The 25,055-nt window shown below is 56.5% G+C and carries 27 protein-coding genes; 13 read left to right on the top strand and 14 right to left on the bottom strand.

Going from position 1 to position 25,055, the window contains the following annotated elements:
- Positions 1 to 160 precede the first annotated feature (160 nt).
- The 4 genes from ihfB to trpB are packed head-to-tail and all read left to right on the top strand — an operon-like array spanning position 161 to position 2,725.
- The gene (ihfB, locus tag MN186_RS12710; protein ID WP_142851987.1) at positions 161 to 442 is read left to right on the top strand and encodes an integration host factor subunit beta; all 282 of its coding nucleotides are present in this window, start codon (positions 161 to 163) and stop codon (positions 440 to 442) included.
- 9 nt (positions 443 to 451) lie between these two features.
- Positions 452 to 802, top strand: coding sequence for a LapA family protein (locus MN186_RS12705; protein WP_242114736.1), 351 nt, complete (start codon positions 452 to 454; stop codon positions 800 to 802).
- 4 nt (positions 803 to 806) lie between these two features.
- Positions 807 to 1,451 (top strand): phosphoribosylanthranilate isomerase, encoded by a 645-nt coding sequence (locus MN186_RS12700; RefSeq protein ID WP_242114735.1) that lies wholly within the window; start codon positions 807 to 809, stop codon positions 1,449 to 1,451.
- A gap of 26 nt (positions 1,452 to 1,477) precedes the next feature.
- A complete protein-coding gene (trpB, locus tag MN186_RS12695) occupies positions 1,478 to 2,725 on the top strand; it encodes a tryptophan synthase subunit beta (RefSeq protein WP_242114734.1) in 1,248 nt (415 codons plus the stop codon).
- A 7-nt stretch (positions 2,726 to 2,732) separates the two neighbouring features.
- Here the strand turns inward: trpB and MN186_RS12690 are convergent, their stop codons facing one another.
- Together MN186_RS12690 and pth are read right to left on the bottom strand one after the other, a co-directional pair.
- Complete coding sequence (locus tag MN186_RS12690) at positions 2,733 to 3,899, bottom strand: serine hydrolase domain-containing protein (protein WP_242114733.1); 1,167 nt, start codon at positions 3,897 to 3,899, stop codon at positions 2,733 to 2,735.
- A gap of 93 nt (positions 3,900 to 3,992) precedes the next feature.
- Entirely contained in the window at positions 3,993 to 4,685 is a 693-nt protein-coding gene (gene pth, locus MN186_RS12685; protein ID WP_242114982.1) for an aminoacyl-tRNA hydrolase, read from the bottom strand.
- Positions 4,686 to 4,802: 117 nt separating this feature from the next.
- On the opposite strand from pth, the gene MN186_RS12680 reads away from it, so the two are divergent.
- Positions 4,803 to 5,501, top strand: a complete 699-nt coding sequence (locus tag MN186_RS12680; protein WP_242114732.1) for an FkbM family methyltransferase — start codon at positions 4,803 to 4,805, stop codon at positions 5,499 to 5,501.
- A 49-nt stretch (positions 5,502 to 5,550) separates the two neighbouring features.
- Here MN186_RS12680 and MN186_RS12675 read toward each other — a convergent pair whose 3' ends face one another.
- The 11 genes from MN186_RS12675 to MN186_RS12625 all read right to left on the bottom strand — a co-directional run bounded on the left by MN186_RS12675 (position 5,551) and on the right by MN186_RS12625 (position 16,183).
- Positions 5,551 to 6,210 (bottom strand): 50S ribosomal protein L25/general stress protein Ctc, encoded by a 660-nt coding sequence (locus MN186_RS12675; RefSeq protein ID WP_242114731.1) that lies wholly within the window; start codon positions 6,208 to 6,210, stop codon positions 5,551 to 5,553.
- An 83-nt stretch (positions 6,211 to 6,293) separates the two neighbouring features.
- Positions 6,294 to 6,665, bottom strand: coding sequence for a hypothetical protein (locus MN186_RS12670; protein WP_242114730.1), 372 nt, complete (start codon positions 6,663 to 6,665; stop codon positions 6,294 to 6,296).
- 53 nt (positions 6,666 to 6,718) lie between these two features.
- A complete protein-coding gene (locus tag MN186_RS12665) occupies positions 6,719 to 7,813 on the bottom strand; it encodes an EscU/YscU/HrcU family type III secretion system export apparatus switch protein (RefSeq protein ID WP_242114729.1) in 1,095 nt (364 codons plus the stop codon).
- Positions 7,813 to 8,586 carry a flagellar biosynthetic protein FliR gene (locus MN186_RS12660; protein ID WP_242114728.1) on the bottom strand — a complete coding sequence of 258 codons (774 nt, stop codon included), beginning with the start codon at positions 8,584 to 8,586 and terminating at the stop codon, positions 7,813 to 7,815. The genes MN186_RS12665 and MN186_RS12660 overlap by 1 nt, the downstream gene beginning before the upstream one ends.
- Positions 8,583 to 10,664: a flagellar biosynthesis protein FlhA gene (gene flhA, locus MN186_RS12655; RefSeq protein ID WP_242114727.1), complete on the bottom strand. Its 2,082-nt coding sequence runs from the start codon at positions 10,662 to 10,664 to the stop codon at positions 8,583 to 8,585. The genes MN186_RS12660 and flhA overlap by 4 nt, the downstream gene beginning before the upstream one ends.
- Entirely contained in the window at positions 10,664 to 11,314 is a 651-nt protein-coding gene (locus MN186_RS12650; RefSeq protein ID WP_242114726.1) for a lysozyme family protein, read from the bottom strand. The genes flhA and MN186_RS12650 overlap by 1 nt, the downstream gene beginning before the upstream one ends.
- A 253-nt stretch (positions 11,315 to 11,567) precedes the next feature.
- On the bottom strand, positions 11,568 to 13,664 hold the full coding sequence (locus MN186_RS12645) for a hypothetical protein (RefSeq protein WP_242114725.1): 2,097 nt from the start codon (positions 13,662 to 13,664) through the stop codon (positions 11,568 to 11,570).
- A gap of 44 nt (positions 13,665 to 13,708) precedes the next feature.
- The gene (motA, locus tag MN186_RS12640; protein WP_242114724.1) at positions 13,709 to 14,575 is read right to left on the bottom strand and encodes a flagellar motor stator protein MotA; all 867 of its coding nucleotides are present in this window, start codon (positions 14,573 to 14,575) and stop codon (positions 13,709 to 13,711) included.
- A 76-nt stretch (positions 14,576 to 14,651) separates the two neighbouring features.
- Positions 14,652 to 15,260 carry a MotE family protein gene (locus tag MN186_RS12635; protein WP_242114723.1) on the bottom strand — a complete coding sequence of 203 codons (609 nt, stop codon included), beginning with the start codon at positions 15,258 to 15,260 and terminating at the stop codon, positions 14,652 to 14,654.
- Positions 15,257 to 15,670: a hypothetical protein gene (locus tag MN186_RS12630; protein WP_242114722.1), complete on the bottom strand. Its 414-nt coding sequence runs from the start codon at positions 15,668 to 15,670 to the stop codon at positions 15,257 to 15,259. The genes MN186_RS12635 and MN186_RS12630 overlap by 4 nt, the downstream gene beginning before the upstream one ends.
- A gap of 15 nt (positions 15,671 to 15,685) precedes the next feature.
- On the bottom strand, positions 15,686 to 16,183 hold the full coding sequence (locus tag MN186_RS12625; RefSeq protein ID WP_242114721.1) for a flagellar basal body-associated FliL family protein: 498 nt from the start codon (positions 16,181 to 16,183) through the stop codon (positions 15,686 to 15,688).
- 126 nt (positions 16,184 to 16,309) lie between these two features.
- Between MN186_RS12625 and fliF the strand changes: the two genes are divergently transcribed.
- The 4 genes from fliF to fliP are packed head-to-tail and all read left to right on the top strand — an operon-like array spanning position 16,310 to position 19,584.
- Positions 16,310 to 17,938, top strand: a complete 1,629-nt coding sequence (fliF, locus tag MN186_RS12620) for a flagellar basal-body MS-ring/collar protein FliF (protein WP_242114720.1) — start codon at positions 16,310 to 16,312, stop codon at positions 17,936 to 17,938.
- Positions 17,935 to 18,540, top strand: a complete 606-nt coding sequence (locus tag MN186_RS12615; protein WP_242114719.1) for a FliH/SctL family protein — start codon at positions 17,935 to 17,937, stop codon at positions 18,538 to 18,540. Before fliF ends, MN186_RS12615 begins: the two co-directional genes overlap by 4 nt.
- Positions 18,533 to 18,823 (top strand): FliM/FliN family flagellar motor switch protein, encoded by a 291-nt coding sequence (locus MN186_RS12610; RefSeq protein ID WP_242114718.1) that lies wholly within the window; start codon positions 18,533 to 18,535, stop codon positions 18,821 to 18,823. Before MN186_RS12615 ends, MN186_RS12610 begins: the two co-directional genes overlap by 8 nt.
- A gap of 14 nt (positions 18,824 to 18,837) precedes the next feature.
- Entirely contained in the window at positions 18,838 to 19,584 is a 747-nt protein-coding gene (gene fliP, locus MN186_RS12605; protein ID WP_420838934.1) for a flagellar type III secretion system pore protein FliP, read from the top strand.
- Between the two features lie 9 nt (positions 19,585 to 19,593).
- On the opposite strand, the gene MN186_RS12600 is transcribed toward fliP, so the two are convergent.
- On the bottom strand, positions 19,594 to 20,760 hold the full coding sequence (locus MN186_RS12600; protein WP_242114717.1) for an alpha-hydroxy acid oxidase: 1,167 nt from the start codon (positions 20,758 to 20,760) through the stop codon (positions 19,594 to 19,596).
- Positions 20,761 to 20,961: 201 nt separating this feature from the next.
- On the opposite strand from MN186_RS12600, the gene MN186_RS12595 reads away from it, so the two are divergent.
- The 4 genes from MN186_RS12595 to MN186_RS12580 all read left to right on the top strand — a co-directional run bounded on the left by MN186_RS12595 (position 20,962) and on the right by MN186_RS12580 (position 25,052).
- Positions 20,962 to 22,011 (top strand): Hint domain-containing protein, encoded by a 1,050-nt coding sequence (locus tag MN186_RS12595; RefSeq protein WP_242114716.1) that lies wholly within the window; start codon positions 20,962 to 20,964, stop codon positions 22,009 to 22,011.
- Positions 22,012 to 22,189: 178 nt separating this feature from the next.
- Entirely contained in the window at positions 22,190 to 22,810 is a 621-nt protein-coding gene (rpsD, locus tag MN186_RS12590; RefSeq protein WP_242114715.1) for a 30S ribosomal protein S4, read from the top strand.
- A 188-nt stretch (positions 22,811 to 22,998) separates the two neighbouring features.
- Positions 22,999 to 24,135 carry a histidinol-phosphate transaminase gene (gene hisC / locus MN186_RS12585; RefSeq protein ID WP_242114714.1) on the top strand — a complete coding sequence of 379 codons (1,137 nt, stop codon included), beginning with the start codon at positions 22,999 to 23,001 and terminating at the stop codon, positions 24,133 to 24,135.
- Positions 24,135 to 25,052 carry a prephenate/arogenate dehydrogenase family protein gene (locus MN186_RS12580; protein ID WP_242114713.1) on the top strand — a complete coding sequence of 306 codons (918 nt, stop codon included), beginning with the start codon at positions 24,135 to 24,137 and terminating at the stop codon, positions 25,050 to 25,052. Before hisC ends, MN186_RS12580 begins: the two co-directional genes overlap by 1 nt.
- Positions 25,053 to 25,055: the final 3 nt, after the last annotated feature.

Below are 25,055 nucleotides of genomic sequence, written 5' to 3'. Positions count from 1 at the left end.
CAGTGCGGCATCGGGCAGGAAATCCCAAGAAAATGGTACGATTCACGCCAAATTTACGACCTTGATGCGGCAATGCTTGTATCTCGTCCGGGGGTTTGGTCCTATAGTCGGACGGAATAAGGATGCAAAATCCATTACATAGCCAATTTGGGGGGACCAAATGATCCGGTCGGAACTGATCCAGAAGATCGCGGATGAAAACCCGCACCTTTATCAGCGCGACGTCGAGCGCATCGTGAACACGATATTTGAAGAAATCATCGAGGCGATGGCGCGCGGTGACCGGGTTGAGCTGCGCGGCTTTGGCGCATTTTCCGTCAAGAAAAGGGATGCTCGTATCGGGCGTAATCCCCGGACGGGGGAATCGGTCGAAGTCGAAGAAAAACATGTCCCGTTCTTCAAAACTGGCAAGCTGCTCAGGGACCGGTTGAACGGCAAATAAGAGGTATCCATGCGCTACTTTCGTTACGCATTTCTGGCAATCTTGGCGATTGTTCTGATCACGGTTGCGCTCGCCAATCGGGCGATGGTCACAGTCAATCTTCTGCCACAAGAGCTGTCCGGGTTTCTTGGGTGGAGTTGGTCGCTGACGTTGCCCCTGTTTGTGGTGATTTTCGGCGGGGTTATTGCGGGCGTTCTGCTTGGATTCGTCTGGGAATGGTTCCGGGAACACAAGATCCGCGCAGAAGCCGCGCGCGCCCGGAAAGAGCGCGACAAGCTGGCGCGTGAGGTCAAGACTTTGCGCGAACCGAAATCGCGCACGGGTGACGACGTTCTGGCGCTGATCGACGACGCTGGCTAAAAAAATGGGTGCTACTGTTAAAATCTGTGGCTTGAAACAGTCGCAGCATGTCGACGCTGCGGCACGTTCTGGTGCGCGGTATCTTGGCTTTGTTTTCTTTCCAAAAAGCCCACGCAACGTGACTGTTGCCGATGCGGCGTCTTTGATGTTGAACGTGCCGGTTGGGGTGGCCAAGGTGGCGCTGACCGTGAATGCGGACGATGCGACGCTGGAACAGATTGTCAACGGCACGACCGTGGATATGCTTCAGCTACATGGGTCGGAAAGCCCCGAACGCGTTGCCGAGGTAAAGGCGCGGTTTGGTCTGCCGGTGATGAAAGCCATTGGTATCGCGACCGCCGAGGATGTTGCGCAAATAGACCGCTACGCGCCCGTGGTGGATCAGCTTCTGATCGACGCCAAGGCCCCGAAAGATGCCAATCTGCCCGGCGGCAATGGCGTGGCCTTCGATTGGCGGCTTCTGCAGCGCAAATATTGGCCGTGCCCGTGGATGTTGGCCGGTGGACTAACCCCCGAAAACGTTGTCCAGGCTGTTGGCTTGACCGGCGCGCGACAGGTCGATGTTTCGTCAGGGGTTGAAACTGCGCCGGGGATCAAGGATGACAAGCTGATTGCGGCGTTCTGTGCCGCCGCTGGGGTCGCTGTGTGAAGCCCCGCAAGAACCGGAGTGGACCCATGCCGAACGATCTATTCAACAGTTTCATGAATGGCCCCGATGAAAAGGGCCGATTTGGCGATTTCGGCGGGCGCTTCGTGTCCGAGACCCTGATGCCCCTGATCCTTGATCTTGAGGCAGAGTACGAAAAAGCCAAGACGGACGACAGTTTTTGGGCCGAAATGCAGCATCTCTGGACCCATTACGTCGGCCGCCCCAGCCCGCTTTATTTTGCTGAGGGGCTGACCAAGCATCTGGGCGGCGCCAAGATCTATATGAAACGGGACGAGTTGAACCATACCGGGGCGCACAAGATCAACAACGTGCTGGGCCAGATCCTTCTGGCGCGCCGTATGGGCAAGACCCGTATTATTGCGGAAACCGGGGCAGGGCAGCACGGCGTAGCCACTGCCACAGTCTGCGCCAAGTTTGGCCTGAAATGCATCGTTTATATGGGTGCGCATGACGTGCAGCGACAAGCGCCGAACGTATTTCGGATGCGGCTGCTGGGGGCCGAGGTGATCCCCGTCAGTTCAGGTCGCGGCACGTTGAAGGACGCGATGAACGATGCGCTGCGCGACTGGGTGACGAATGTCTCGGACACATTCTATTGCATTGGTACGGCTGCGGGTCCGCACCCTTACCCTGCCATGGTGCGTGACTTTCAGTCGATCATCGGCAAGGAAACCAAGGAACAGATGCAGGCTGCCGAAGGTCGCTTGCCTGATACGATTATTGCGGCCATCGGCGGTGGTTCGAACGCCATCGGCTTATTCCACCCGTTCCTTGACGACAAAAGCGTGCAGATCATCGGGGTTGAGGCCGGCGGAAAGGGCGTGAATGACGCCGTGGAGCACTGCGCATCTCTGAGCGGCGGGCGGCCGGGTGTTTTGCATGGTAACCGCACCTTCCTGTTGCAAGACGATGACGGGCAGATTCTTGATGGCTATTCAATTTCCGCAGGTTTGGATTATCCGGGCATCGGACCGGAACACAGTTGGCTGCACGATATAGGTCGTGCCGAATATGTGGCGATCACCGACAAAGAGGCGCTGGATGCATTCCAACTTTGCTGTCAGACCGAGGGGATAATCCCTGCGTTGGAACCTTGCCATGCTTTGGCGCATGTGATGAAAATCGCGCCCAAGCTGCCGGAAGATCACATCATCTGCATGAACATGTGCGGGCGCGGCGACAAAGATATCTATACCGTCGCCAAGTATCTGGGCTTTGACATGTCCGACACCGAAGGTCGCGACGCCAACTGATCGGGGGTCAGTCCATCGACGCGGCAATCGCGCGAAACATTTTGATGTTGGTGTCATTGACGCCCTCGGTCCGAAACCCGCGATCAGCGCCGTTCATTGCGATCACTACGTCACGCGCCGTGTCGATGAAGATATACTGCCCATAAATACCGCGCGCGAAGTATTCGCCTTTGGGCGCGTCCGGGGCGATCCACCATTGATACCCATATTGCTGGGCGCCGCTTGCTGTCGGGGCTGAAGGCGTGGTTGATGCGGCCACCCAATCCGCCGGCACGATCTGCTTCCCGTTCCAGCGCCCATCTTGCAAGAACATCTGCCCAAACCGCGCGTAGTCGCGCGTGCGCAGGTTCAGCCCGCCAAGCACAAAAGCGACGCCATAACCGTCGGTCAGGTAATAGGGATCGGCCTCGAAACCCATTGGTTGCACGATGTGTTCTTCCATCAGGTCCGGGATGGATTGTCCGGTCGCGCCTCTGATGACCATCCCAATCACATGCGTGTCTATCGAGACATACTGCCAAGTCTCGCCCGGTGGGGCGAAGGTCGCGGTCAGCCCAGAGGCGAAATCATCCATCGACTGCCCCAACGCCAGCACGCGGCCCATCCGGTTGATGTCTGAATTGAAGTCCAGATAATCCTCGCTGAAGACAACGCCAGACGACATGTTCAACACATTGCGGATCGTCGCGCCCTCGTATGCGCTGCCTTTCAGGCTGGGCGCATATTCTTCCACCGGATCGTTCAGCGACGCAATCGCGCCTTGGTCAAGCGCAATTCCCATGAGCGCCGACAAGAAGCTTTTGGCAACCGACCAACTGATGCGCCGGTCTTCTGGCTCTGTGCCACGGTGATAGCTTTCGTGCCGCAGTTGGCCATCCTTCAGAACGACAAGTGCAGTAACCGAACGGTCCTTGATCCAATCCTCGGCCCCAGGCGGCAATGCAATGGATGGCCCCTCGGCAAGCGGCGACACTTCGCCCGTTTTTCGTGTCATTGGCTTAATGAGGAAAGCGCGATCCATGTGCGAGAAATTGTCCACAATCTTTTCTTCAGTGAACAAAGAGTTCACTGCAAGCAGCCGACCGATCTTTTCACGGTTCCAAACCGCGATAATGGTGCCCACAACAGCAAGCACCACGATCACTTGCGCCACACGTTTCATGAATTTCCGCATATCCCCCCCCTTTTTTTCTCTAAGTTGCCGGTCAAATCATCCGTCGTCCATGAAAATTCACGCGACCATGCGTCAACCGAGTTGGGCAGGAACCTATGAAAACTTATCCATGAGTTTCTGCAGGGGGCTGCGGGTGTCTTGGGTGGTCGTCTTGTTTTTTGGGGCAGCGGTGGTCTGATCCGGTATGTCAGCTTTCGGCGTGCTGTTCGACGACCTTGGCGGGTTCACGCGGCGCCCTATGGCGTTCATGAACTTGCCGTTGTCGCCTTCGGCCAGATCGATGGCGCCGTCGGCGCAGCCACGCAACACATCGTCCAGCCAATCCTGATCGGCTTTGGCAAAATCGCGCAACACATAGGGCGCAACGGCGTCCTTGTGGCCGGGATGCCCGATCCCCATTCGCACGCGGGTATAGTCCGGTCCGATATGGGCGTGAAGCGAACGCAATCCGTTATGGCCCGCGTGGCCGCCGCCTTTTTTCACCCGCACCTTTCCGGGCGCGAGGTCCAATTCGTCGTGAAAAACGATGATGTCGTCAGGCGTCAGTTTGTAGAACCGCATCGCCTCGCCGACGGATTGGCCGGAGAGGTTCATGAAGGTCTCGGGCTTTAGCAAGATAACCTTGTCGCCGCCCAGACGTCCCTCGCATATGGCGCCCTGAAACTTGCCGCGCCACGGAGCGAATCCGTGCTCATCCATAATACGGTCCAGCGCCATGAACCCGATATTGTGGCGGTTGCCCGCGTATTTCGGACCGGGATTTCCCAACCCCACAAACATTTTCATTCCCTGACCTTTCGTGCTGGACATGTTGCCCCTGCCCCGGACATGCTGCGGCAAGACCAAATTACTGATCGTCCACACAGGTTGCAATCACCCTGCGCATCATGACCGGAGATCCCATTGCCGCGATATTCGATAGATGGAATCAAGCTTCAAATCCCTGGTCACTGCCTGACCGACAAGCTGGACCAACAGCTTCGCGATGAAGTTTATGAATGGAAAGAGGTCAACGGGCTGAAGCGGCATCTTAAGGTAGGGGATCGCGTGCTCGAACTGGGTGGCGGCGCGGGTTATATCGCGCTTCAGGCCGCGCGCATTGTGACGCCGGGCAATGTCGCCACGATAGAGGCCAATGCTGAAATGGTGCAGACCATTGGCACGAACCTCGCCTTGAATGGTGCGGAAGAGGTTCGCTTGCTGCATGGCGCTGTGGTACCGGATGATTTCGTTGGCGATAGTGTGGAGTTCGATATCAAGCCGGCCTTTTGGTCATCTGCCTTGGCGGATGGGGAAAGAAAGGGTGCCGCGCGCAGGACGTCGGTGCCTGCACATAAACTGCGGGACGTATTGGATGCTTTTCAGCCCGATCTGGTCATCATGGATGTTGAGGGTGCCGAGAAAGACCTGGCCAGACAGAATTGGCCCGACATGGTGAAGATGGTGATCATGGAAATTCATCCTCAAATCTATCCACCGTCCGCGATCCGGGATATTTTCGACGGAATGTCGGCGGCTGACTTTGCCTATATGCCTTGGGGGTCGCGCGGCAATCTGGTGGTGTTTCAACGGTTGCCTGATGACCCGGACACCCAGACATAAAAAAGCGGGCCCCGCAGGGCCCGCTTTGTCTTCGTCGGGATGAGCCGACTTATTCTTCAGACTTCATTTCAGTTGCTTCGACTTCATCTGGTGCGACTTCTTCGCCTTCGCCGCCCTCTTCGTCATCAGCTGAGCGCAGCGAGCTGGGTGCCGAGATGTTTGCAATCACGAAATCACGGTCAACAGTGGTTTTCGCGCCTTTCGGAAGATCAACGTCCGAAATGTGGATCACATCACCAATCTCGCGACCTGTCAGGTCAACGACGATCTCTTCGGGGATGTCGCCGGCCGTCACGTTCAGTTCGACTTCTGGGCGCACAACGGTCAGAACACCGCCGCCTTTCAGGCCGGGCGCTTCTTCTTCGTTGGTGAAGTCGACATTGATGAAAAGGCTGATCCGGGTGTTGCGGTGCAGGCGCATCAGGTCAAGGTGGGTCGGAAGATCCTTGACGACGTCACGTTGGACGTTACGGCAGATGACGCGCACGTCATCTTCGCCATCGACCTTCAGGTTCCAAAGGGTCGACAGGAAACGACCGGCTTTCAGCTTTTTCAGCAGTTCGTTGAAGGGAATGTTGATTGGCAGCGACTCTACACCGCCGCCATATACGATACCCGGTACCAAGCCTTCGCGGCGAGCTTGACGAGCGGCCCCCTTGCCTGTCCCCGTCCGTACCGTGGCTTCAAGATCAGGAATCTGTTTTGCCATGGAAATTCTCCAGTTTGTTGAAGCGGGATTCCTCCAAGGGTGTAAGTCCCGCGGTTGAAGCCGTGGCTATAGACCGGGTGCCGTCAAATGAAAAGAGATTTCTTGCGTGGATCGTTGTTTGACAACGCAAGCTCAGACCGCTTGATCGCCGCCCGGTGCTTCGCCAACTTTTCCCTGTCAAGCAGCGCGTCTGTTGCGGATTTTCGTCCGAAGGCAAGGCGGGCTTCGGTGGTGATGGCCTCTTTTTCCGCGCGGGCACGGGCAAGCTGGATGTTCAGCTTTGCCAGCTTCTGTTCGGCCCAACGTTGCCATGTGTCGTAATGTCCGCTGATCAGCGACAGCGCCAAACCATCGTCGAATCCCGTATCGGGGATGGTGTAAAGCCGCGCGCGCAGGTCTGCGATGCGGCTTTCAAGTTCTTGAATATCGCGGTTGTGGCGCGCAAGATCACTCATGGCCACGTCGTGTCGCATCTTCGCCAAATCACTTAAATCCGAGAGTTGATTGCTCATCCCGCACCTCCAAACGCACCGTGCGCGCGACTGCGCATTTTTTCGGCGAAGCGGATTGCGGCCGCAACGGCCTGATACTGATCGGGCGGGATTTCTTGGCCGATCTCGACCGTTGCATGAAGCGCGCGTGCTGTCGGTGGATCACTGTGGATCGGCACGCCGTTCTCGCTGGCGACTTCGCGGATGCGCGTGGCGATTTCGTCTACCCCCTTGCCGATGCAGACGGGCGCTTCGCCCGGCAGGCGCGACCATTTCAATGCGATTGCATAATGCGTGGGGTTTACTACGATCACATCCGCATCGGGTACATCGGCCAGCATTTGGTTCATCGCAATATCATACCCTTTCTGTCGGCGCATAGACTTCATATGAGGGTCGCCCTCGTTCTGCTTCATTTCGTCCATGAGGTCTTTGTGTGACATGCGGTTCTTTCGCAGATGCTCGTTATATTGCCAGAAATAATCTATGCCGCCGATGATTAGCGCGACCAACAAGACCAGCGTGAGGAACTTGAGGCACAATTCAAGAAGGACCACGGTCGTCATGCCCGCGCTCAGCGACAGCGTTGCCAGCATCTCGGGCAGGTTGACCCAGATGAACAGACCAAGCACAAGCGCATAGATCGTCAGTTTAACAAAGCTTTTCAGAAACTCGAACAAGCCAGAGCGGCCAAACTTGTTTTTTGCGTTTGAAATCAACGACAGTCGGCTGAGTTTCGGCTGCAATTTTTCGGGCGCGACGACGAAGCTACGGGTCGCGATGGTCAGGATTAAAACAGCCACAGCGGGTGTCAGAAGCCACGGTGCCATGTGCGTGCCGATACCCATTAGAAGTGTGCCCGAAAATGGGGCGCCGCCCTGAAAGACAGCCTCGGCAATCTGGTCTGATCGGGCAAGGATCCCCGCAAGAAACGCACCTATGCCCTTCAAGCTTGCCGCCCCCAACGACGCGGCGATCAGCAGGAAGGTCATATATGACATTGCCGTGTTCAGATCGGCCGAGCGTGGCACCTCGCCCCGTTTTCGAGCGTCATCCAGTTTCTTCTGGGTCGGTTCGTGTTGTTTGCTGTCATCGTCTTCGGAGTCGGACATCACCAGCCTCCGAACGGATTGGCCAACACCGCCTCAAGTGCGGCTTGCCAGACCGGCAGAAGAAGCGGGGCCGTCAGAAGTAACAGGATCAAGCCACCCGCAGTAATTGCAGGGGCGCCGACAAAAGCGACCATCAGTTGAGGCATCGCTCGGTTGATAACGCCAAGGGCAACGTTATAAAGAAGCGACACGATGACGAAGGGTGCAGCCAGCGTGAAAGCCAGCGAAAACGCTTCCGCAATCTGCCGGATGCCCCAATCGGAAAACGCCTGTGTTTCAGGAAATGCGCCAATGGGAAACACGCGATAGGTCAGAATCAACGCTTCGGCCAGTTTGACGTGCAAGCCCATCATAGCCGCCAACGCCAGCCCCGCCACAACCAGAACATGCCCGATCGCGGGTTGCGGATCGGCGTTCGCGCCACCCATCAACTGTGCCAGCGATGTCGACTGGGCAGCAATGCTTCCCGCGACTTGCAGCGCCATGATCATAAGACGGATGGCGATTCCGAAGCCCAAACCAATCAAAGGCTCCGAGATATAAAGCAGGCCCAGATCTGGCAACATCGTACCGATTGCAATATCGGGCGTGACGCTTGGCGCAACGATGACAGTAAAAGCCAACCCCAGAAACAGGCGGACCCGCGCGGGAACAGACTTTTCCCCAAAAGCGGGCAGAACAGCCATTGCGGCGCCCACGCGCAGAAAGATGATGGCGCCGTACTGCAGCAATTGCTGGGCGAAGCTCAAAATTTGCGCCAGTTCGTCGGTCATGCGGGGATCATGCCGACCAAGGATGGTTTGGCCTCGGTCCCGATTTCCTCGAAAGATAGAACAGGGTTGGCGATGCCCTTCGCCGACAAAACTGTTTTAAGAAAGCGTCGCCGCCGAGAAGAGGTCACGACAGCCGGATATATACCGTTCTCGCCGGCGCGCGCGACACGGTCGGCGACCGCATTTGCCAGTTTGTTGAAGTCCTCTGGCGGCAAGGCAATATCGCTGCCACGGTCGCCTTCCAGTTGGTGCGACTGGAACATCGCTTCCCACTCCGGTGCAAGTTGAACCAATGGAACGGTCCCGTCTTCGCGCTTCAATTCTGCGACCAGTTGGAAGCCGAGCCGTTGGCGCACATACTCACAAATCGCGTCGGGCGAGGAAAACGTCGGTCGGGCTTCAGCAATGCTTTCGATGATCAGAGGTAGATTGCGGATCGAGACACGCTCCTCCAAAAGCAGACGCAATACGGCATGCAGCAGGTCCAGCGGTACTTTCTCGGGGATGAGTTCGTCTAACAAACGATGATTTGCTTCGGCGCGCGGCGTGTCAGACAGGTTGACGAATTCATCCAGCAGACGTCGCAGCGCTTTGAACCCCAAAAGCCGTGAAAAGTTGCGTTTCATCACCTCAAGCAGATGTGTCGCAAGTACCTCGGTCGGGGCGACGACCGCGCAGCCTGACAACGCGGCCGCTTCGTGAGTATCGTCGCTGATCCAGCGGGCTGGAGCACCGTACACGGGCTCTTTCACATCTTCGCCCGCAGGTACGTCGCCATCGTCACCAGACAGGATGACCAACGCATGATCGGGATGCAAAACGTTGCGCGCCTGTTCGACGCCTTGAATCTTGATGGCATACGTGCCGGGCGGCAGGGTGCTGTTGTCGGTTAGTCGGATTTCGGGAAGAATCAACCCAAACGACCCGGCGATGTGGTTGCGAATGCTTGAAATCCGGGCGTCCAGGCCTGTAGCAGGGTCCAGCACCATCGAAACAAGATCAGGCGCAAACTCGACATGAATATCGTCCAGATCCAAAATGTCTCCAAGGCTTTCTTTCTGCGGCGCGAAATCTGTGTCAACCAGGTCGACGGCTTCATCCTTCGCCTTTGTTTTCTGGATCTTTTGGCCTTTCCAAGCTGCAGCCGCCAATGCAAGCGCCCCCACCATAAAGGGTACGAAAGGCAGACCCGGCACAAGCCCGAACAACGCCATCAATACAGCCACTGTCGCCAGCGCTGAGGGATATTTGCCCAACTGTGAAAACAGCGCGAGATCGGTCGAACCCGACGTGCCGCCGCGCGCAAGCAAAAGCGCGGAAGCAATAGAGATTACAACCGCGGGAATCTGCGTCACCAAGCCATCACCGACGGTTAAGATTGCGTAGGTTTGGAAGGCGCGCGAAATTTCCATGTCATGGATTACCACGCCGATCACCAACCCCATGACCAGGTTCAGAAAAGTGATCAAAAGCCCGGCGATCGCATCGCCCTTTACAAATTTGGAGGCGCCATCGAGGGAGCCGAAGAATGTTGTCTCAGCTTGCTCCTTCTCGCGGCGGGCTTTGGCTTCGGTATGGTCAATCGCCCCGGCAGACATATCGCTGTCGATAGCAAGTTGTTTGCCGGGCATGCCGTCCAACGCAAACCTCGCGCCGACTTCTGCCATCCGAGCGGCGCCTTTCGTAATCACGATGAAGTTCACGATCAAAAGAACACAGAAAACGACCAAGCCCAGCAGGATGCTACCGCCCATAACAAAGCTGGCGAACCCTTCGATCACGCTGCCAGCGGCGGATGTGCCGGTGTGTCCTTGCCCGATGATCAGTTTCGTTGATGATACATTCAACGACAAACGCAACATGAGAGATGCCAGCAAGACTGTCGGAAAAGCTGAAAAATCCAACGGGCGTTCGATGAATAATGTCACGGTGAACATTAGGATCGCCAGCGCAAATGAGGCGGCCAGTCCAACATCCAAGACCCAAGCGGGCATAGGTAAAATCATCATGACGATGATCGCCATCAGTGCAAGCGCCAGCAGGATGGTCGGCTGGAAGATGTCTTTGATGGAGGGCATTACCAAAACCTCTTCCGCGACACGAAAATGATGCCGCGCCATGCGGCGTTTGCGTTCTGCGGCACAAGTGATCCAAGTGGCGTGCCCGCGTCGCTATCCCGAAGTAATTGGTAGGTATTTCCGCGCGCTGGGGTTGGCGGTTGGTATCTTAACCCAGCTGTCGGTGATTGACTGCTTGTCGGGGACGGATCGTTCGCCGACGCGGGGCCTTGCGCCAATACGCGGGCGTCATTTCTGAAAAAATGTTGTTTGTATTCCTTGGCCAACGCTGGCGTTTGCGAATGGAATACGCCCGCGGCCAACATCCAGTCGCCGAATTCCCGAAACAGCTTTGATAAGAAACGCGCAGCGTATAGCGCGTTCTGTTTGGGGGCCAACATTTCGTCGATAGAAGAAAAGTGTTGATGATGCCATTTGTAACTGAATTCGAAGCAGCCAACATCGAAACTGCGCACACCGACTTTGAAATGACGATGGGCATAGGTTTTTGCGTCTTGTGGTGAGGTAAACCAAACACTCTCGCCCTGCATACTCACCGTCCATGGCCACGCGCGCAGTTGACCTTGTTCTTTGCGGGCGGTTTCGATTAGTGAGATAGCTTTCACGACCGACAGAGGTACGTCGGTTTGGGCCGATGCAACTTCGGCCACATGGTCACAAAGCTGTTCTTGCGTTGGTCGAGAAAGTGCTGCTCTGATCCTCGCTGAAATCAAAAGCCATGATGCCGCAGCTATCGTTCTAGAGAATGGCGGTATCAGCCATGATCCAAGTCGCATTTGGACGTGGGTGGTCAGTCCGAGATCTTGGTGCTTCTGTAAACTGTGCATTGAGTCGCAATTCTTGCATCTATGTTCCTGCCAATTTACGTATGCATGCTTAATAATCCGTAACTTTGATGGTGATCTACCTCGCCGGAACAGCTTGCAATGCTTGATCAACTTGCGATCGGGTGGCGCGGCTCTGTTCGATCAGCGCATGATAGCTCGCAAGCGGTGTCACCGACCCGGAGGTTACGTCTTCGTCAGGCACCGCATTAACGGATGTCTCGATTTCTGGTGCAAGTTGTCCTGTTGCGATCATTGCTGCATCGCGGAGGTCCCGCGCTTCCGGGCTGGTCTGCCCGGCAAGATATCCAAGTGCGACTTTGGCATCACCGTCGGCAAGCGCCCCTTTGGCGATCAGGATGCGCGCCCGTCTGCCCGGTGGGGCGCTGTTCTGAACAAGAAGATCTTTCGCTGCGCTCGAAAAGCCCAGTTCCAGCAGCCGGTTAGCAACGGTGGTTCTGGTTTCCTCGCTGGCAATGTTCCACCGGTCTTGACCGATGATGTGCCGCAGAAAAACGCCATCAGATGCCGCTTCGGTCAACTGCTCGCCCAATTCATTCAGAATCGTAAGGTGGCTTTTGTCAGCGGCATTCGGGAAGCCTAATAATTGGTCGAGCTTTTTTTGTGCGTCTTTGAAGCGGGCTGCATAGATCAGGGATCTTGTTTCGGCAATGGCCAGCTTGCGACCTTCCGGCGACATTTGGTATTCGTGCGCGAGTGAGGCTAGGAGTTCAATTGTTCGCTGAGGAATGCCCGCCTCGGTTTCGATCAGATTATCGATTAATGTTAACATCGCCTCGACAGCGTTTTCATCGTCCGCATCCACTATATCTGTTAGTGCTCGGTGACCCATTTCTGTTTCGCCGGTCGCGATTGAAAGCTTTGCTTCGGACAACGTATGATCGGTGTCGGTAATTTTCACGCCTCGTTGTGTGATCTCATTGATTTCGATTGCGGTTTCCGTATCCCCGATGGTCAAGAGCTTTCGCATAACTAAGGGTCCAAGATGCTGCCTTAAGTGACGTGGCAACAAAGAAAACTCTGAAATTACACTGCTGGTGTTGATAGGGATGCCTCTGGGCAGGCGGGGATGGGCAAGCACGGCCCAGAGCGCCACCGGTCCATCGCATGTCAGTTGCGCAGTCATCCGGTGGGAATTTATAGATGATCCTGTCTCAAGAATCTCTGCCATTAACATCATGTTTTCGAAATCGTTCAACCCTTTGCCATGTAGTTTGAGATAGGATCTGGCCTCGGCCCCAAAGGTCAAATAAATCAGATGACGCACAAGATCCGTGAGGGCTTGGGGCTGTAGTTTATCAAACTCACCGATCAGGTTTGCCTGATAGGCCGCGAAGTCCAATGTCTTCGTACCCTCAGTTCCCCAGTTCGCGACTGCGAAAGATTCGCCGGATAGGCAGCTTTCTCCGGTCTTTGTGATCGCAGGTTGATCAGGCGAACGACCAGTGTCGCGATCAATCGCCGTTTGGACGCGTATATGCGCATCCGCCGATACAGTTGGATCTGGTCCTCGCGGCAAGTCTTCATCATCAGTCAACAATTTCTCCGGCCCAGGATTTCGTTCGGATGAAGCCGGAATGGACGGCGCTGTTAACAGTCCCTGGGAGGCTGCCCGTGCGAGTTCTTGCAGCAGGTCGCCTTCTTTCAGCGGATGTGTTTTTAAGGCTGAAGTAGTGGTCTTGGCTTCGTGGCTGTCTCCGGTCTCGAGAACCACAGGACGTGCTTTGTCATTCGGTGTTTTTATCGCGATGGGCAAACCGCGTCGGGCGACGCGCGCACTGATCGTCTGGTCGGTCCCAGCGGCCGTAGGGGGATTTTCTGTTTCGGCCTTGTCGTCGGACGGTGGTGTATCCGTTATGTCGATCACGAACCGCCCGCCGGACAGCAGTTCCGTCTTGGCGCCGCAATTGCAAGGTACGAAAATGTCCAAAATGCCGCTGGCTGGTGAGGTCAGCGCGCTAATCCTGGTGCGGGGGATGAATTTGAACACCGTGGACGTGTCAAAACTGTTGGCAGTGTTGGGCAAGGTCAGCCTGTAACCGTTAGGCGTACGGGTTAAATGAGGCGTATTGGCTGGATCGACATAAACGACCAGTCGGGAGAAATTAGCATGCTCGCCTGACCTTATTCTGATGTCATCTGCCGCCAGCGTCATAGGCCAGAAAAATAACAAACAAGGAAGTAGAGAAATAACACGCATCAGGCGACCTGCTTGACTTCTTTTAGAGCAACCTCAAGATCAGAGAAGCTGGGCCGGTGATGACCCGGCGTGTTTTGGCGCCCCACCTCAATACAGATATTGACCGAGTGGTTATATAGGTTTGCGACCAGAACTTCGCGGATAAGTTGATAGAAATGGGCGTCGTCTTCGACCACTGTTTTTACTTTGGCCGAGAACGGACCAACCAATCCATAGGCCAAGAAAACGCCTAGAAACGTTCCGACCAAAGCGCCACCGATCATTTTTCCCAGAATCTCGGGTGGCTGATCAATGGACCCCATCGTCTTGATTACACCAAGGACAGCAGCGACAATTCCCAATGCCGGCAGGCCGTCCGCGACGGTCTGAAGCGCATGGCTTGAATGCAGGGCGTGGTGCAGGTTGGCATCCATCCGCTTTTCCAACACCTCTTCAACCTGATGGGGGTCATCGTAGTTCATCGACGCCGATCGGAGCGTGTCGCAAATCAGCGCGACAGCTTCTTTGTCGGCCAGAATTTTCGGATAGCGGGCGAATATCAGGCTGTCTTCCGGGTTCTCGATATGTTCCTCCAGTGCGACGGCGTTCAGTCGTGCCTGGCGGATCAACGAAAAGAGCAGACATAGAAGATCGCGATAATCGTCCGGTTGCCATTTCGGCCCCTTAAAAACCTTACCCAAATCCTTCAACGTGTGCTTGATCGCTGTCATATCATTCGAAATAATGAAGGCACCTGCTGCGGCCCCGCCGATCATGGTAAATTCAAAAGGTAAGGATTTGAGAATGATCCCCATCTTGCCGCCGGCGGCAAGGTAGCCGCCAAACACCATCACAAAGATGATTGCTATGCCGACGATTCCGATCATTTTGGCCCCCTTTGTGATGTTCAATTGCGGTTCGGTTAGAATGGCAGGTCCAAGTTAATAAAATCCGACCATTTTCTTATTTTGTGGGCACATCTGTATTGCGGCCCGCAAAAATCACGCTGATGGCGTAGGCAACTTGCGGGTCTAGCCCAGCCATGATTTGGGCCGCCGCCGCCGGTTTCATGCGCGACAAGAACCCGGCGGCAAATTCTGGGTCCATTGTTTCGAATAGTGGAGCTGCCTGCTTCGGTTTCATGTTTTCGTAAAGCACCGTCAGGCGCTCCAGATCATTGGATGCGGCTGTCTCTGCGATGGCCATCGTAGCGGAAAGCTTATCTTCGGCGGCCACCAAAGCTTGCATCTTGTTAGTCAACTGCTGATCGGCATCTGCAAGAGCTTTCATGCGCGCTTCTAATGCGGCTTCTCTTTTGACCACCGACGCTTCACGTTGTCGAAGAGCGGTCAAAACAGCTTCAATATCGGCTTCGGTTGTGCAGATTGGCAGCTCTTCCTGGTTGGCGGAGGTGCCGCGAAGCAACGCGTCCACATCATCGGCGACCGCAGCACCCAATCCTCCCAGTCTAATCAGTCCCGACGCACCCAACAGTAAAGCAAGGACAAGAAGAGCGCGCCTGTTGGCTGCGCGACGGCTTGTCAGCTTATTTTTCTTTCTGGGGCGCGTCATTCCGCAGCTTCCAATACACGATGGCTGAAGAAAACCGGGGACTCATCGCTGTTGTTGCGCTGGTTATTGGGGTAGGTGGGTGCTGGCTCCGGCTCTGACGTTTCGGGCACTGTTGTTTGGTTATGTTCTGGCAGATCGTGTAAACTGGCCATCATCAGCTCAAGTTTCTGGGTCGCGGCTTCGGCCCGCCGTGTCAGATCTGTCAGAATGTCCGCACTTTGCGCCGCCGCGTCTTGCGCACTGTTCAATGTGGTGGTCATGTCATCAACCTGCGCCGACAAGACGGCAACAGCCCCCCCCATGCCATTTTGAAGATTGTTGAACCGCCGCAGACGCTTAGACAGAACAAAACAATAGATCGCGGCACCAATTGCACCAAAACCCAACATGATATCAGCGAGAATTTCCATACTTATCCCTCCTTATTAATTGAGGACGAATTCGAGAATCAGCAGGTCGCGCACGCGGCCTTCACCGGTGACCAGCTGAATGCGCCGCAACATTTGCGCGCGCAGTTTGATTAGGGCCGCCGGATCTTCCAACACGGTCAGATCAACCGCCCTAAGATATGAATTAAGCACGTCTATGACCCGCGGAAGTACGTAAGTCACGTCGGCCTCGTAACTTGGCACAATCTCCAGCGAGCCGCGAAACCGCAGGTGACGGCTGCCGGTCGTGGATCCCAACGATATAACCAACGGCTCAAGCTCGATGAAGGCGAGGGTGGGCAGATCTGCGACGGGCGCCTCCTGTTTTGCGATGTCAGTGGGCGAGGCAGTAGCGCCAACAAACCCGGAATAAGTGGCGAAAAAACCACCCCCACCAAGGACAAGCGCAAGAAGCACACCAATCAGAAGACCCTTCTTGGATTTCTTTTTCGGCGTATCCGCATCGGTTTCCATATTTTCTACGGTCCCAGTCATGGGCCCCCCAAAATTATTTGTTCGATTCGTTATAAACCGCCGGGCACTAACCAATTATTAAGCCCGTTCAGTGAAGAGTCGGTTTGTGACGGGGGCAGAAGCCCGCTCGGTTAAAGGAGTTGCGTCGTGCAGCAAATCGCCTCGGTATGGGCCAGTTTGGATATGCGGAAACGTCTGATTGTGGTGGCATCCACCATCGCCATGTTCGTGGCGGTAATCGGATTGTCCCGCATGGCGTCGTCGCCGCAAATGATTTTGCTGTATGCCGGCTTGGAAAGCGGGGCGGCGGGGGATGTCGTCAACGCGCTTGAGGCACGGGGTGTGCAATATGAGATACGCGGCGGGTCGATTTTTGTTGATACGGCCCAGCGCGACAGCCTGCGCATGACCTTGGCCAGCGAAGGCCTGCCAGCCAATGGCGCGAAAGGATATGAACTGCTGGACGGTCTCAGCGGATTTGGGACCACATCTCAGATGTTTGATGCGGCCTACTGGCGTGCGAAAGAAGGCGAATTGGCGCGCACGATCGTCGCAAGTCCGTTGATCCAAAATGCGCGTGTGCACATTGCCAATACACCGTCCCAGCAATTTCGTGTTCGCAATCAGCCTGCGGCTTCGGTTACGGTCACGACGGCCAGCGGCACCCTGCCGTCATCCCAGGCGACGGCGTTGAAATTTCTAGTGGCCTCTGCGGTCCCCGGCCTGTCGCCTGATCGCGTATCGATTATTGACAGCCGGGGCGGGCTGATCGCCAGCGGGGATGAAAAGGCTGACCTGAATAACCTTTCGTCGGACCGCGCCATGATGCTGAAACAGAATGTCGAACGGTTGCTGGAGGCGCGCGTTGGCTTTGGGAATGCGGTGGTCGAGCTGAACCTTGAAACCGCCACCGAGCAGGAGTCAATTCGCGAACGCCGATTTGATCCGGAAGCCCGGGTGGCTGTTTCCACAGACACGCTTGAGACGTCGAATTCTGCAAAAGATAGCGAAAGTGCAGGTGTGACCGTCGCCTCCAATCTTCCGGATGGGGATGCGGGGGGCGCTGGAAATTCGTCGTCCAACACCTCCGAGACGCGCGAGCGTATCAACTATGAAGTGTCAGAGACGACACGCGAGGTGGTGACGACCCCGGGCGCTGTCAAGCGTCTGACTGTCGCTGTTTTGATCGACGGCATTAGAACGACAGACGGCGCGGGCAACGAGGTGTGGACACCCCGAGCTGAGGACGAATTGACAAACCTGCGCGAGCTGGTTGCCGGGGCGGTTGGGTATAACGAGGCACGGGGCGACCAGATCACCATCAAATCGTTGCAATTTGAACCCGTTCCCGCATTGGGTTCCAGCCCCGCAAGCGGGATTCTCTCCGGTATGGCGATTGACGTTATGTCGCTTGTCCAAATGGCGGTTTTGGCGATCGTCACCCTTGTGCTTGGTCTTTTCGTGCTGCGTCCTATTTTTGCGGCACCGCGAGTTACCGAAAGTGAGGCGGCGGCGGGGGCACTGCCCGGACCCTCTGAAGATGTTGCCGCGAATACCGATACCGCCGGGTTGCCGAAGCCTGGCCAGAATGCACCGACAGATTTTCCGGTCTTGCTGGGCGCCGCACCAAATGCGGAGGTCATATCACCCGACCAAACCGATATCACCGGTCCTGATCCTGTCGAACGGTTGCGTAATCTGATTGCGGAACGGCAATCAGATACTGTCGAAATTCTGCGCGGTTGGATGGAAGACGACGAAGAGGCGACTCGATGAACAAACTCGTGGCATTAGAGGATTTTGATCGAGTCAACGCCTCGTCACCGCAGTCCGGTGTGCACCAGCTCGCCGATGACGAACTGGAGGCGATACGGCTGGCGTCGTACGAGGCGGGATATAGTGCCGGTTGGGATGACGCCGTAAAAGAAGCAGGCGAGGATAAGGAACGGATCGAAGCCGAATTCGCCCGCAATTTGGAAGACTTGGGCTTCACTTTCCACGAAGCGCGAAGCCATGTTCTTGGCTCGCTTGAGCCACTGCTGCGCGCCATCGTCGACACGCTGCTGCCGGAGGTCATACAAGAGGCGCTGGGCCATGTGATCAACGACGAGATTATGCCACTAGCCGCACAAGCCGCCGATACACCGATTGAGGTGCGCGTGTCGAAGGGCAGTCGACCGGCCCTTAACCACCTCATGGCACGCGTGAACGCCACGCCGCTTCAGATCTTTGAGGACGACACATTGCCCGACGGACAGGTTTTCCTGCGTTCGGCGACATCTGAACGATGCGTCGACCTGACGTCGGCGCTGGCGCGCATCAAGGATGCAGTTTCGGCCCTTTATGACATCAATGAGAAGGCATTCGACCATGGTTGACCTACCAACTGAGCATGACACACCCAAAGCGAACAACCCATTCGTGCAGGTCCCGATCGAGATTACGATCTCGGTTGGACGCGCACGGCCTACGGTTCAGGAACTGCTCGATCTTTCGCAGGATACGATCTTGCCGCTGGACAAGCGTATAGAAGATCCGGTCGAGCTTTACATTGGCGACAAACTAATCGGGCGTGGCGAGTTGGAAGAGATGGAGGGCGATGCGCAAGGTCGTTTGGCCGTCCGCTTGACCGAGATTGCCGATCTTAAAACCGGATTGTGAGGCACGGCGTGCAGATGAAACCGATCAGCTTGGCGGTCGCTTTTGCGCTGGTCGTGATGATTGTCATTGCTACGGCTGGCGTGGCCAGCGCGCAGGATATCACGTTGTCGCTGGGCGATGAGCAGGGTGGGCTTGCCACCCGCACGATACAGGTTTTCGTACTTCTTACGGTGCTAAGCCTTGCGCCGGGACTGGCCATAATGATCACGTGTTTTCCGTTTATCGTGACCGTATTGTCGATTTTGCGCCAGGCCATCGGGTTGCAGCAGTCACCGCCCAATATGCTGATCATCAGCCTTGCATTGTTCTTGACTTACTTCATCATGGAACCGGTTTTTGTCGAGGCATGGATGCAGGGTGGCAAACCGTTCTCTACGGGCACCTTGGACCTAGAACCTGCGTTCATGGCGGCGATTGATCCGTTTCGTGTGTTCATGGCGGCTCGTGTTGACCCTGAAACCTTCAGCCATCTGGCGGCGTTGCGGGAACAGACGACGGACACGATAATAAGCAACGAGGCTCCGTTGTCGTTGCTTGTCCCTTCGTTTTTGCTGTCCGAGGTCGAGCGCGCCTTTCAGATCGGTTTCTTGGTTTTCCTGCCATTTCTGGTCATCGACTTGGTCGTTGCGGCGATCCTGATGTCGATGGGGATGATGATGGTTCCTCCCGCGATCGTCTCGCTGCCATTCAAGCTGGCGTTTTTTGTGGTCGCCGATGGCTGGACGTTGATTTCCGGCGCCTTGGTGCGGAGTTATTTCTGACTGGTGCGGTCACTCTTCCCAGTTGCCTGAAAACCCTGTCGGAATATGAAGAATGGAGCGGTCGACAGTGTTGATGTCGGTATGTCCACACAGCGCCATGGATACATCCATTTCTTTGTGGATGATCTCAAGCGACTTGGTCACGCCGTCTTCGCCCATGGCGCCCAGCCCATAGGTAAATGCCCGCCCGATATAGGTGCCCTTGGCCCCCATTGCGATCGCCTTCAGGGCGTCTTGACCTGAACGGATACCGCTGTCGAGGTGGACCTCGACCCGGTCGCCGACGGCGTCTATGATCGCCGGCAACGCGCGGATCGAGCTTAGCGCTCCATCCAATTGGCGCCCCCCGTGGTTGGATACGATGATCGCGTCGGCGCCAGCGTTTGCGGCTTTGATTGCGTCTTCCGGTTCGACAATGCCCTTGATGATCATCGGGCCGCCCCACATTTTTTTGAATTCGCGGATGCGGTCCCAATCCAAAGAAGGGTCGAACGCCTGCGCGGTCCATTCGCTGAGGGACGATGGATCATCGACGCCTTCCGCATGTCCAACGATATTGCCGAAAAACCGGCGCTTGGTGCCCAGCATTTCCATACCCCATCGCACCTTGGTCATCATGTTGGCGACGGATTTGGCCGTCAACTTGGGCGGGGCGGACAGGCCGTTTTTAATATCCTTATGACGCTGGCCCAGCACCTGCAGATCGACCGTGATCACAATGGCTGAACAATTAGCAGCGCGCGCGCGGTCAAACAGCCGCTGCATAAAAGTCTTGTCTTTCAGCGTGTAAACCTGAAACCAAAAGGGTGCGCTGGTATGCTCGGCCACATCTTCTATTGAGCAGATCGACATTGTGGATAGGGTAAAGGGCACGCCAAATTTCTCGGCGGCACGAGCGGCCTTGATCTCGCCATCTGCGCATTGCATCCCGGTCAAGCCGACCGGCGCCAGTGCCACCGGCATTGCCACATCTTGGCCGATCATGGTCGTGTTTGTCGACCGGTTGTCCATGTCCACCGCGACCCGTTGACGAAAATACAGCTTGTCGAAATCCGAGCTGTTTTCGCGGAAGGTTTGCTGGGACCAACTGCCGCTTTCGACATAGTCATAGAACATCTTTGGAACCCGCCGTTTATAGATGCGGCGCAGGTCTTCAATCTCGGTGATGACGGGCATGGCGTGCGCTCCGTTGGGGGTATTATAAACCCCATACGTCTTGCCGCGCGCCTTTGCAATTGTGCGCAGCCAAGCCGTGTGTTGCGTTTTGATCGCGCACAGGTCGGGCAGGGGGGCGGTAACGTGACAATTTTCTTAACAATCCGAATCACCCATGCTAGCGTTTGGGTAATAAAAAAGAAAAATGGCAGGTTATCGAGCATGGAAACGGGCTTTGAAGGCACGTTTGTCATCTCTTGGTCGCAGACAGAAGTGGACGGATTGCCGAAGGCATCGGTGGAGTCCCTTGGTGTTGGTTCGATTTGGCGCTGGACGGGGTCCCCGTTACGCGTCGACGGACCGCGCGAGTTGCGCGAGCTTGAGAAAGCAAGCGAGGAACAGGACGAACGCCGGCGGATGGCGTTTTGTGTGCACCAAATGGTCAGGGCGGCGGTCAATCCCACGCAACCTCTGGGGTCCCATTCGGTTGACGGTCAGGCATTGAACATGGGGTTCGAGGTAACGGATGGTCATGCCGGCTATGTCGTCACCTTGATAGAGGGCGTCGGGGATCAAACACTCTTGATGTTTGTCGGCGAGGTGCCTCCGGCTGATACAGACCTTCAGGTGGTGCGCGCCTGCATGACGCCAAGCGCCAAGAATATGCTGGTCGAACAACCCGCAGGGGTTGTCTGTTTGACCCCCGGCACGCGCCTACGCGGTCAAAGCGGAGATGTCCGTGTCGAAAATTTGCGCGAAGGTGAGACCATTCTGACCCGTGATAGTGGCACCCAAAAGGTGTTGTGGATTGGGTGTCAGAGAATCACAGGTACGCAGCTTTTTGCAGCGCCGGACAAACGGCCAATCCGGCTGCGGGCGGGGGCTGTCCGGTCGGGGCAGCCGGATTCAGACCTGATTGTTTCGGGGCGGCATCAAATCTTGCTGAACGGCAAGCGGGCACGTGAGATGTTCAATGAAGACGAGGTTCTGATCTCGGCCCGTGATCTGGTAGATGAACGCCGGGTCGTGGTCGACTATACCCTGCCTGAAGCTGTCTACTACCACGTGCTTCTGGAAAATCATGAGATTGTGTGGGCCAACGGCGTGCAGACCGAAAGTTTTCACCCGGCCAATGCCGACTTGGCGATGGTTGATCCCGCACAGCGCAGCCGACTATTCCGCATGTTTCCGCAACTGAACTTTGCGCGTCTGGTTTATGCCAAACGGGTGCGGCGCGGGCATTCGAGTGTGCAGACCGCTGCGATGCGCTGAAAACGGCGCGTGCAAAGCAAGACAGACGTTGACACCATCACTCACGGCGCTATAAGCCGCAAATCCGGTCCCGTAAGGGGCCGGTTTTCATTGGTGTTGGTGGCCCCCGCAAGGGGATGCCTGTCGGGCTTCGGCCAAAGGACAACGCCCTTCGATACTTTGCTGAAGGAGAACAGCCGTGACCAAACGCACCGCTGCCAAGTACAAAATTGACCGCCGCATGGGCGAAAACATTTGGGGTCGCCCCAAATCCCCCGTCAACCGCCGCGAATACGGCCCCGGCCAGCATGGCCAGCGCCGCAAGGGTAAACTGTCGGATTTCGGCCTGCAGCTGCGCGCCAAACAGAAGCTGAAAGGCTACTATGGCGACCTGACCGAGAAACAATTCCGCCGCGTCTATGGTGAAGCCGAGCGTGTCAAAGGCGACACCGGTGAAAACCTGATTGGCCTGCTGGAACGCCGTCTGGACGCCATCGTTTATCGCGCCAAGTTCGTGCCGACAGTCTTTGCCGCCCGCCAGTTTGTGAACCACGGCCACGTCAAGGTGAACGGCAAGAAGGTGAACATCCCCTCCTACCGTGTGCAGGAAGGCGACGTCATCGAAGTCCGCGACCGCTCGAAGCAGCTGGCCGTTGTGCTTGAGGCTGTGCAGCTGCCCGAACGCGATGTGCCGGATTATATCGAGGTTGACCATTCGAAAATGACCGCCACCTTCACCCGCACGCCCAGCCTGTCTGACGTGCCGTATCCGGTGATGATGGAACCGAACCTGGTCGTCGAATTCTACGCGAAGAACTAAGCCCGTCTTACGACATCGCAGAGTTTTGCAAACCCGCCCAGGTCAGCTTGGGCGGGTTTCTTTTTTGCGCCCCCTGGCGGCGCAGGTGCAGCGAAGCCGCAACATCGGATGCAATTCAACGCGGGACGCATTCGCTCTTTCTTGGGGGCGGCGACCTCTGTAAATCAGCCTGTGAGGGGGGCTATGTTATGACCAAGATCGAACCACAACCCGGGATCATGCAGATCAAGCCCTATGTGGGCGGTGCGTCCAGCGTCAATGGCGTGGCGAATGTGATCAAACTTAGCTCGAATGAAAACCCGTTCGGACCAAGCCCCGATGCCATTGTTGCGTTTCAACGGGCGGCACATGACTTACATCGGTATCCGAACACCGATCACGCAAGCTTGCGCGCCGCGATCGGTGATCTGCATGGGCTTGATCCTGATCGTATCATCTGCGGTGTTGGCTCGGATGAGGTCATAACGTTTCTCTGTCAGTGCTATGCTGGTCCGGGGACCGAGGTGATTTATACCCAGCACGGATTTTCCATGTACAGGATTTCGGCGTTGGCAGCGGGCGCGACGCCCGTCGTCGTTCCAGAACGTGAACGGATGGTCGACGTGGATGAAGTGCTTGGCGCCGTCACCGACCAAACCAGCCTTGTGTTTATTGCCAACCCGGGCAATCCCACCGGCACAATGGTCAGCCAGGCTGAGCTGGCGCGGCTGGCGCGCGCTTTGCCGGACCATGTGTTGCTGGTACTCGATGGGGCATATGCCGAATATGTTGGCGGGTTTGACGGAGGCGCGCGGCTGGTCGAAAAATACGACAATGTGTTCATGACCCGCACGTTTTCTAAGATGTATGGACTGGGTGGGCTTCGGATCGGTTGGGGCTATGGCGCGGCCGCGGTGATTGACGTGTTGAACCGCGTCCGTGGCCCCTTCAATCTGTCGATGGCACAGCAGGCTGCGGCCGAGGCCGCCCTGCGTGACCGTGATCACGTGGCGCGCTGTCTGTCTGAGAATACCCGGTTGCGCGCATGGCTGGCCGAGGCATTGGCCGAGCTTGGCGTGCCGTCCGACACTTCGTGCGCGAACTTCATTCTGGCCCGCTTCGCCAATTCCGACGAAGCCGCCGCGTGCGATACGTTCCTGCAGGAACAGGGGATCATCGTGCGAATGGTTGCGGGATACGATCTGCCGCACTGCCTTCGCATCACGGTTGGGGACGAGGCGTCCTGCCGCCGCGTGGCGCATATGATCGGGCGTTTCAAAGGCGGTGCGCCGGGGTCCAAGCTGATGCTGCTGGATGAGGACCGGCGTGAAGAAGGGGACGTGTAATGAGCGTGATTTATAATCGCGTTGCGCTGATTGGGCTTGGGCTGATCGCGTCTTCCATGGCACATGCGATGCGTCGTGCAGGGCTGGCGGGTGAGATTGTCGGCACCGCCCGGTCGGCTGCCACCCGAGACACCGCGCGTGAAATCGGCTTCTGTGATCGCGTCGTCGATACGGCTGCCGAGGCAGTTCAAGGTGCTGACCTTGTCGTTCTTGCCGTGCCCGTCGGCGCAATGGAAGCCGTCGGCGCCGAAATCGGGCCTTGCCTTCAGCGCGACGCGACTGTCACCGATGTCGGGTCGGTCAAACGGGCGGTGATCGACGCGGTCGCTCCGCATCTTCCCGACCACACGCATTTCATTCCCGGACACCCGCTTGCAGGCACCGAACACAGCGGCCCCCGTGCCGGTTTTGCCGAGCTTTTTGACAATCGCTGGTGCATACTTGTCCCCAATGGCGCTGCGCACGCTGCCACCGACCGGCTTTCCGCGTTTTGGCAGGGGTTGGGGGCAAATGTGGACATCATGGATGCAGACCATCACGACTTGGTTTTGTCCGTGACCAGCCACACGCCGCACCTGATCGCCTATACGATGGTGGGGGTCGCGGATGATTTGTCGCGTGTGACCGACAGTGAGGTCATCAAGTATTCCGCAGCTGGGTTTCGCGATTTCACGCGAATTGCGGCATCCGACCCGACCATGTGGCGTGATGTTTTCCTAGCCAATAAGGATGCAACGCTAGAGATTCTTGGCCGCTTCACCGAAGAGCTTTTCGCCCTGCAACGCGCCATCCGAACCGGGGATGGCGAGGTGCTTCATGATTATTTTACTCGAACCCGCGCGATCCGCCGTGGTATTATCGAAGCTGGGCAGGATACGGACGCGCCGGATTTCGGGCGGTCCGGCAAGCACGATTGATTG

The organism is Aliiroseovarius sediminis (assembly GCF_022678485.1).
Taxonomy (GTDB): Bacteria; Pseudomonadota; Alphaproteobacteria; order Rhodobacterales; family Rhodobacteraceae; genus Aliiroseovarius; species Aliiroseovarius sediminis.
This window is presented reverse-complemented; position numbering and strand designations above follow the sequence as displayed.

Bases quoted from the DNA above. Each gene is read 5' to 3' on its own strand.
- ihfB (WP_142851987.1), top strand. From the start codon at position 161: ATGATCCGGTCGGAACTGATCCAGAAGATCGCGGATGAAAACCCGCAC.
- MN186_RS12705 (WP_242114736.1), top strand. From the start codon at position 452: ATGCGCTACTTTCGTTACGCATTTCTGGCAATCTTGGCGATTGTTCTG.
- MN186_RS12700 (WP_242114735.1), top strand. From the start codon at position 807: ATGGGTGCTACTGTTAAAATCTGTGGCTTGAAACAGTCGCAGCATGTC.
- trpB (WP_242114734.1), top strand. From the start codon at position 1,478: ATGCCGAACGATCTATTCAACAGTTTCATGAATGGCCCCGATGAAAAG.
- MN186_RS12690 (WP_242114733.1), bottom strand. From the start codon at position 3,899: ATGCGGAAATTCATGAAACGTGTGGCGCAAGTGATCGTGGTGCTTGCT.
- pth (WP_242114982.1), bottom strand. From the start codon at position 4,685: ATGAAAATGTTTGTGGGGTTGGGAAATCCCGGTCCGAAATACGCGGGC.
- MN186_RS12675 (WP_242114731.1), bottom strand. From the start codon at position 6,210: ATGGCAAAACAGATTCCTGATCTTGAAGCCACGGTACGGACGGGGACA.
- MN186_RS12670 (WP_242114730.1), bottom strand. From the start codon at position 6,665: ATGAGTGATCTTGCGCGCCACAACCGCGATATTCAAGAACTTGAAAGC.
- MN186_RS12665 (WP_242114729.1), bottom strand. From the start codon at position 7,813: ATGTCCGACTCCGAAGACGATGACAGCAAACAACACGAACCGACCCAG.
- MN186_RS12660 (WP_242114728.1), bottom strand. From the start codon at position 8,586: ATGACCGACGAACTGGCGCAAATTTTGAGCTTCGCCCAGCAATTGCTG.
- flhA (WP_242114727.1), bottom strand. From the start codon at position 10,664: ATGCCCTCCATCAAAGACATCTTCCAGCCGACCATCCTGCTGGCGCTT.
- MN186_RS12645 (WP_242114725.1), bottom strand. From the start codon at position 13,664: ATGACGCTGGCGGCAGATGACATCAGAATAAGGTCAGGCGAGCATGCT.
- motA (WP_242114724.1), bottom strand. From the start codon at position 14,575: ATGATCGGAATCGTCGGCATAGCAATCATCTTTGTGATGGTGTTTGGC.
- MN186_RS12635 (WP_242114723.1), bottom strand. From the start codon at position 15,260: ATGACGCGCCCCAGAAAGAAAAATAAGCTGACAAGCCGTCGCGCAGCC.
- MN186_RS12630 (WP_242114722.1), bottom strand. From the start codon at position 15,670: ATGGAAATTCTCGCTGATATCATGTTGGGTTTTGGTGCAATTGGTGCC.
- MN186_RS12625 (WP_242114721.1), bottom strand. From the start codon at position 16,183: ATGACTGGGACCGTAGAAAATATGGAAACCGATGCGGATACGCCGAAA.
- MN186_RS12615 (WP_242114719.1), top strand. From the start codon at position 17,935: ATGAACAAACTCGTGGCATTAGAGGATTTTGATCGAGTCAACGCCTCG.
- MN186_RS12610 (WP_242114718.1), top strand. From the start codon at position 18,533: ATGGTTGACCTACCAACTGAGCATGACACACCCAAAGCGAACAACCCA.
- fliP (WP_420838934.1), top strand. From the start codon at position 18,838: ATGAAACCGATCAGCTTGGCGGTCGCTTTTGCGCTGGTCGTGATGATT.
- MN186_RS12600 (WP_242114717.1), bottom strand. From the start codon at position 20,760: ATGCCCGTCATCACCGAGATTGAAGACCTGCGCCGCATCTATAAACGG.
- MN186_RS12595 (WP_242114716.1), top strand. From the start codon at position 20,962: ATGGAAACGGGCTTTGAAGGCACGTTTGTCATCTCTTGGTCGCAGACA.
- hisC (WP_242114714.1), top strand. From the start codon at position 22,999: ATGACCAAGATCGAACCACAACCCGGGATCATGCAGATCAAGCCCTAT.
- MN186_RS12580 (WP_242114713.1), top strand. From the start codon at position 24,135: ATGAGCGTGATTTATAATCGCGTTGCGCTGATTGGGCTTGGGCTGATC.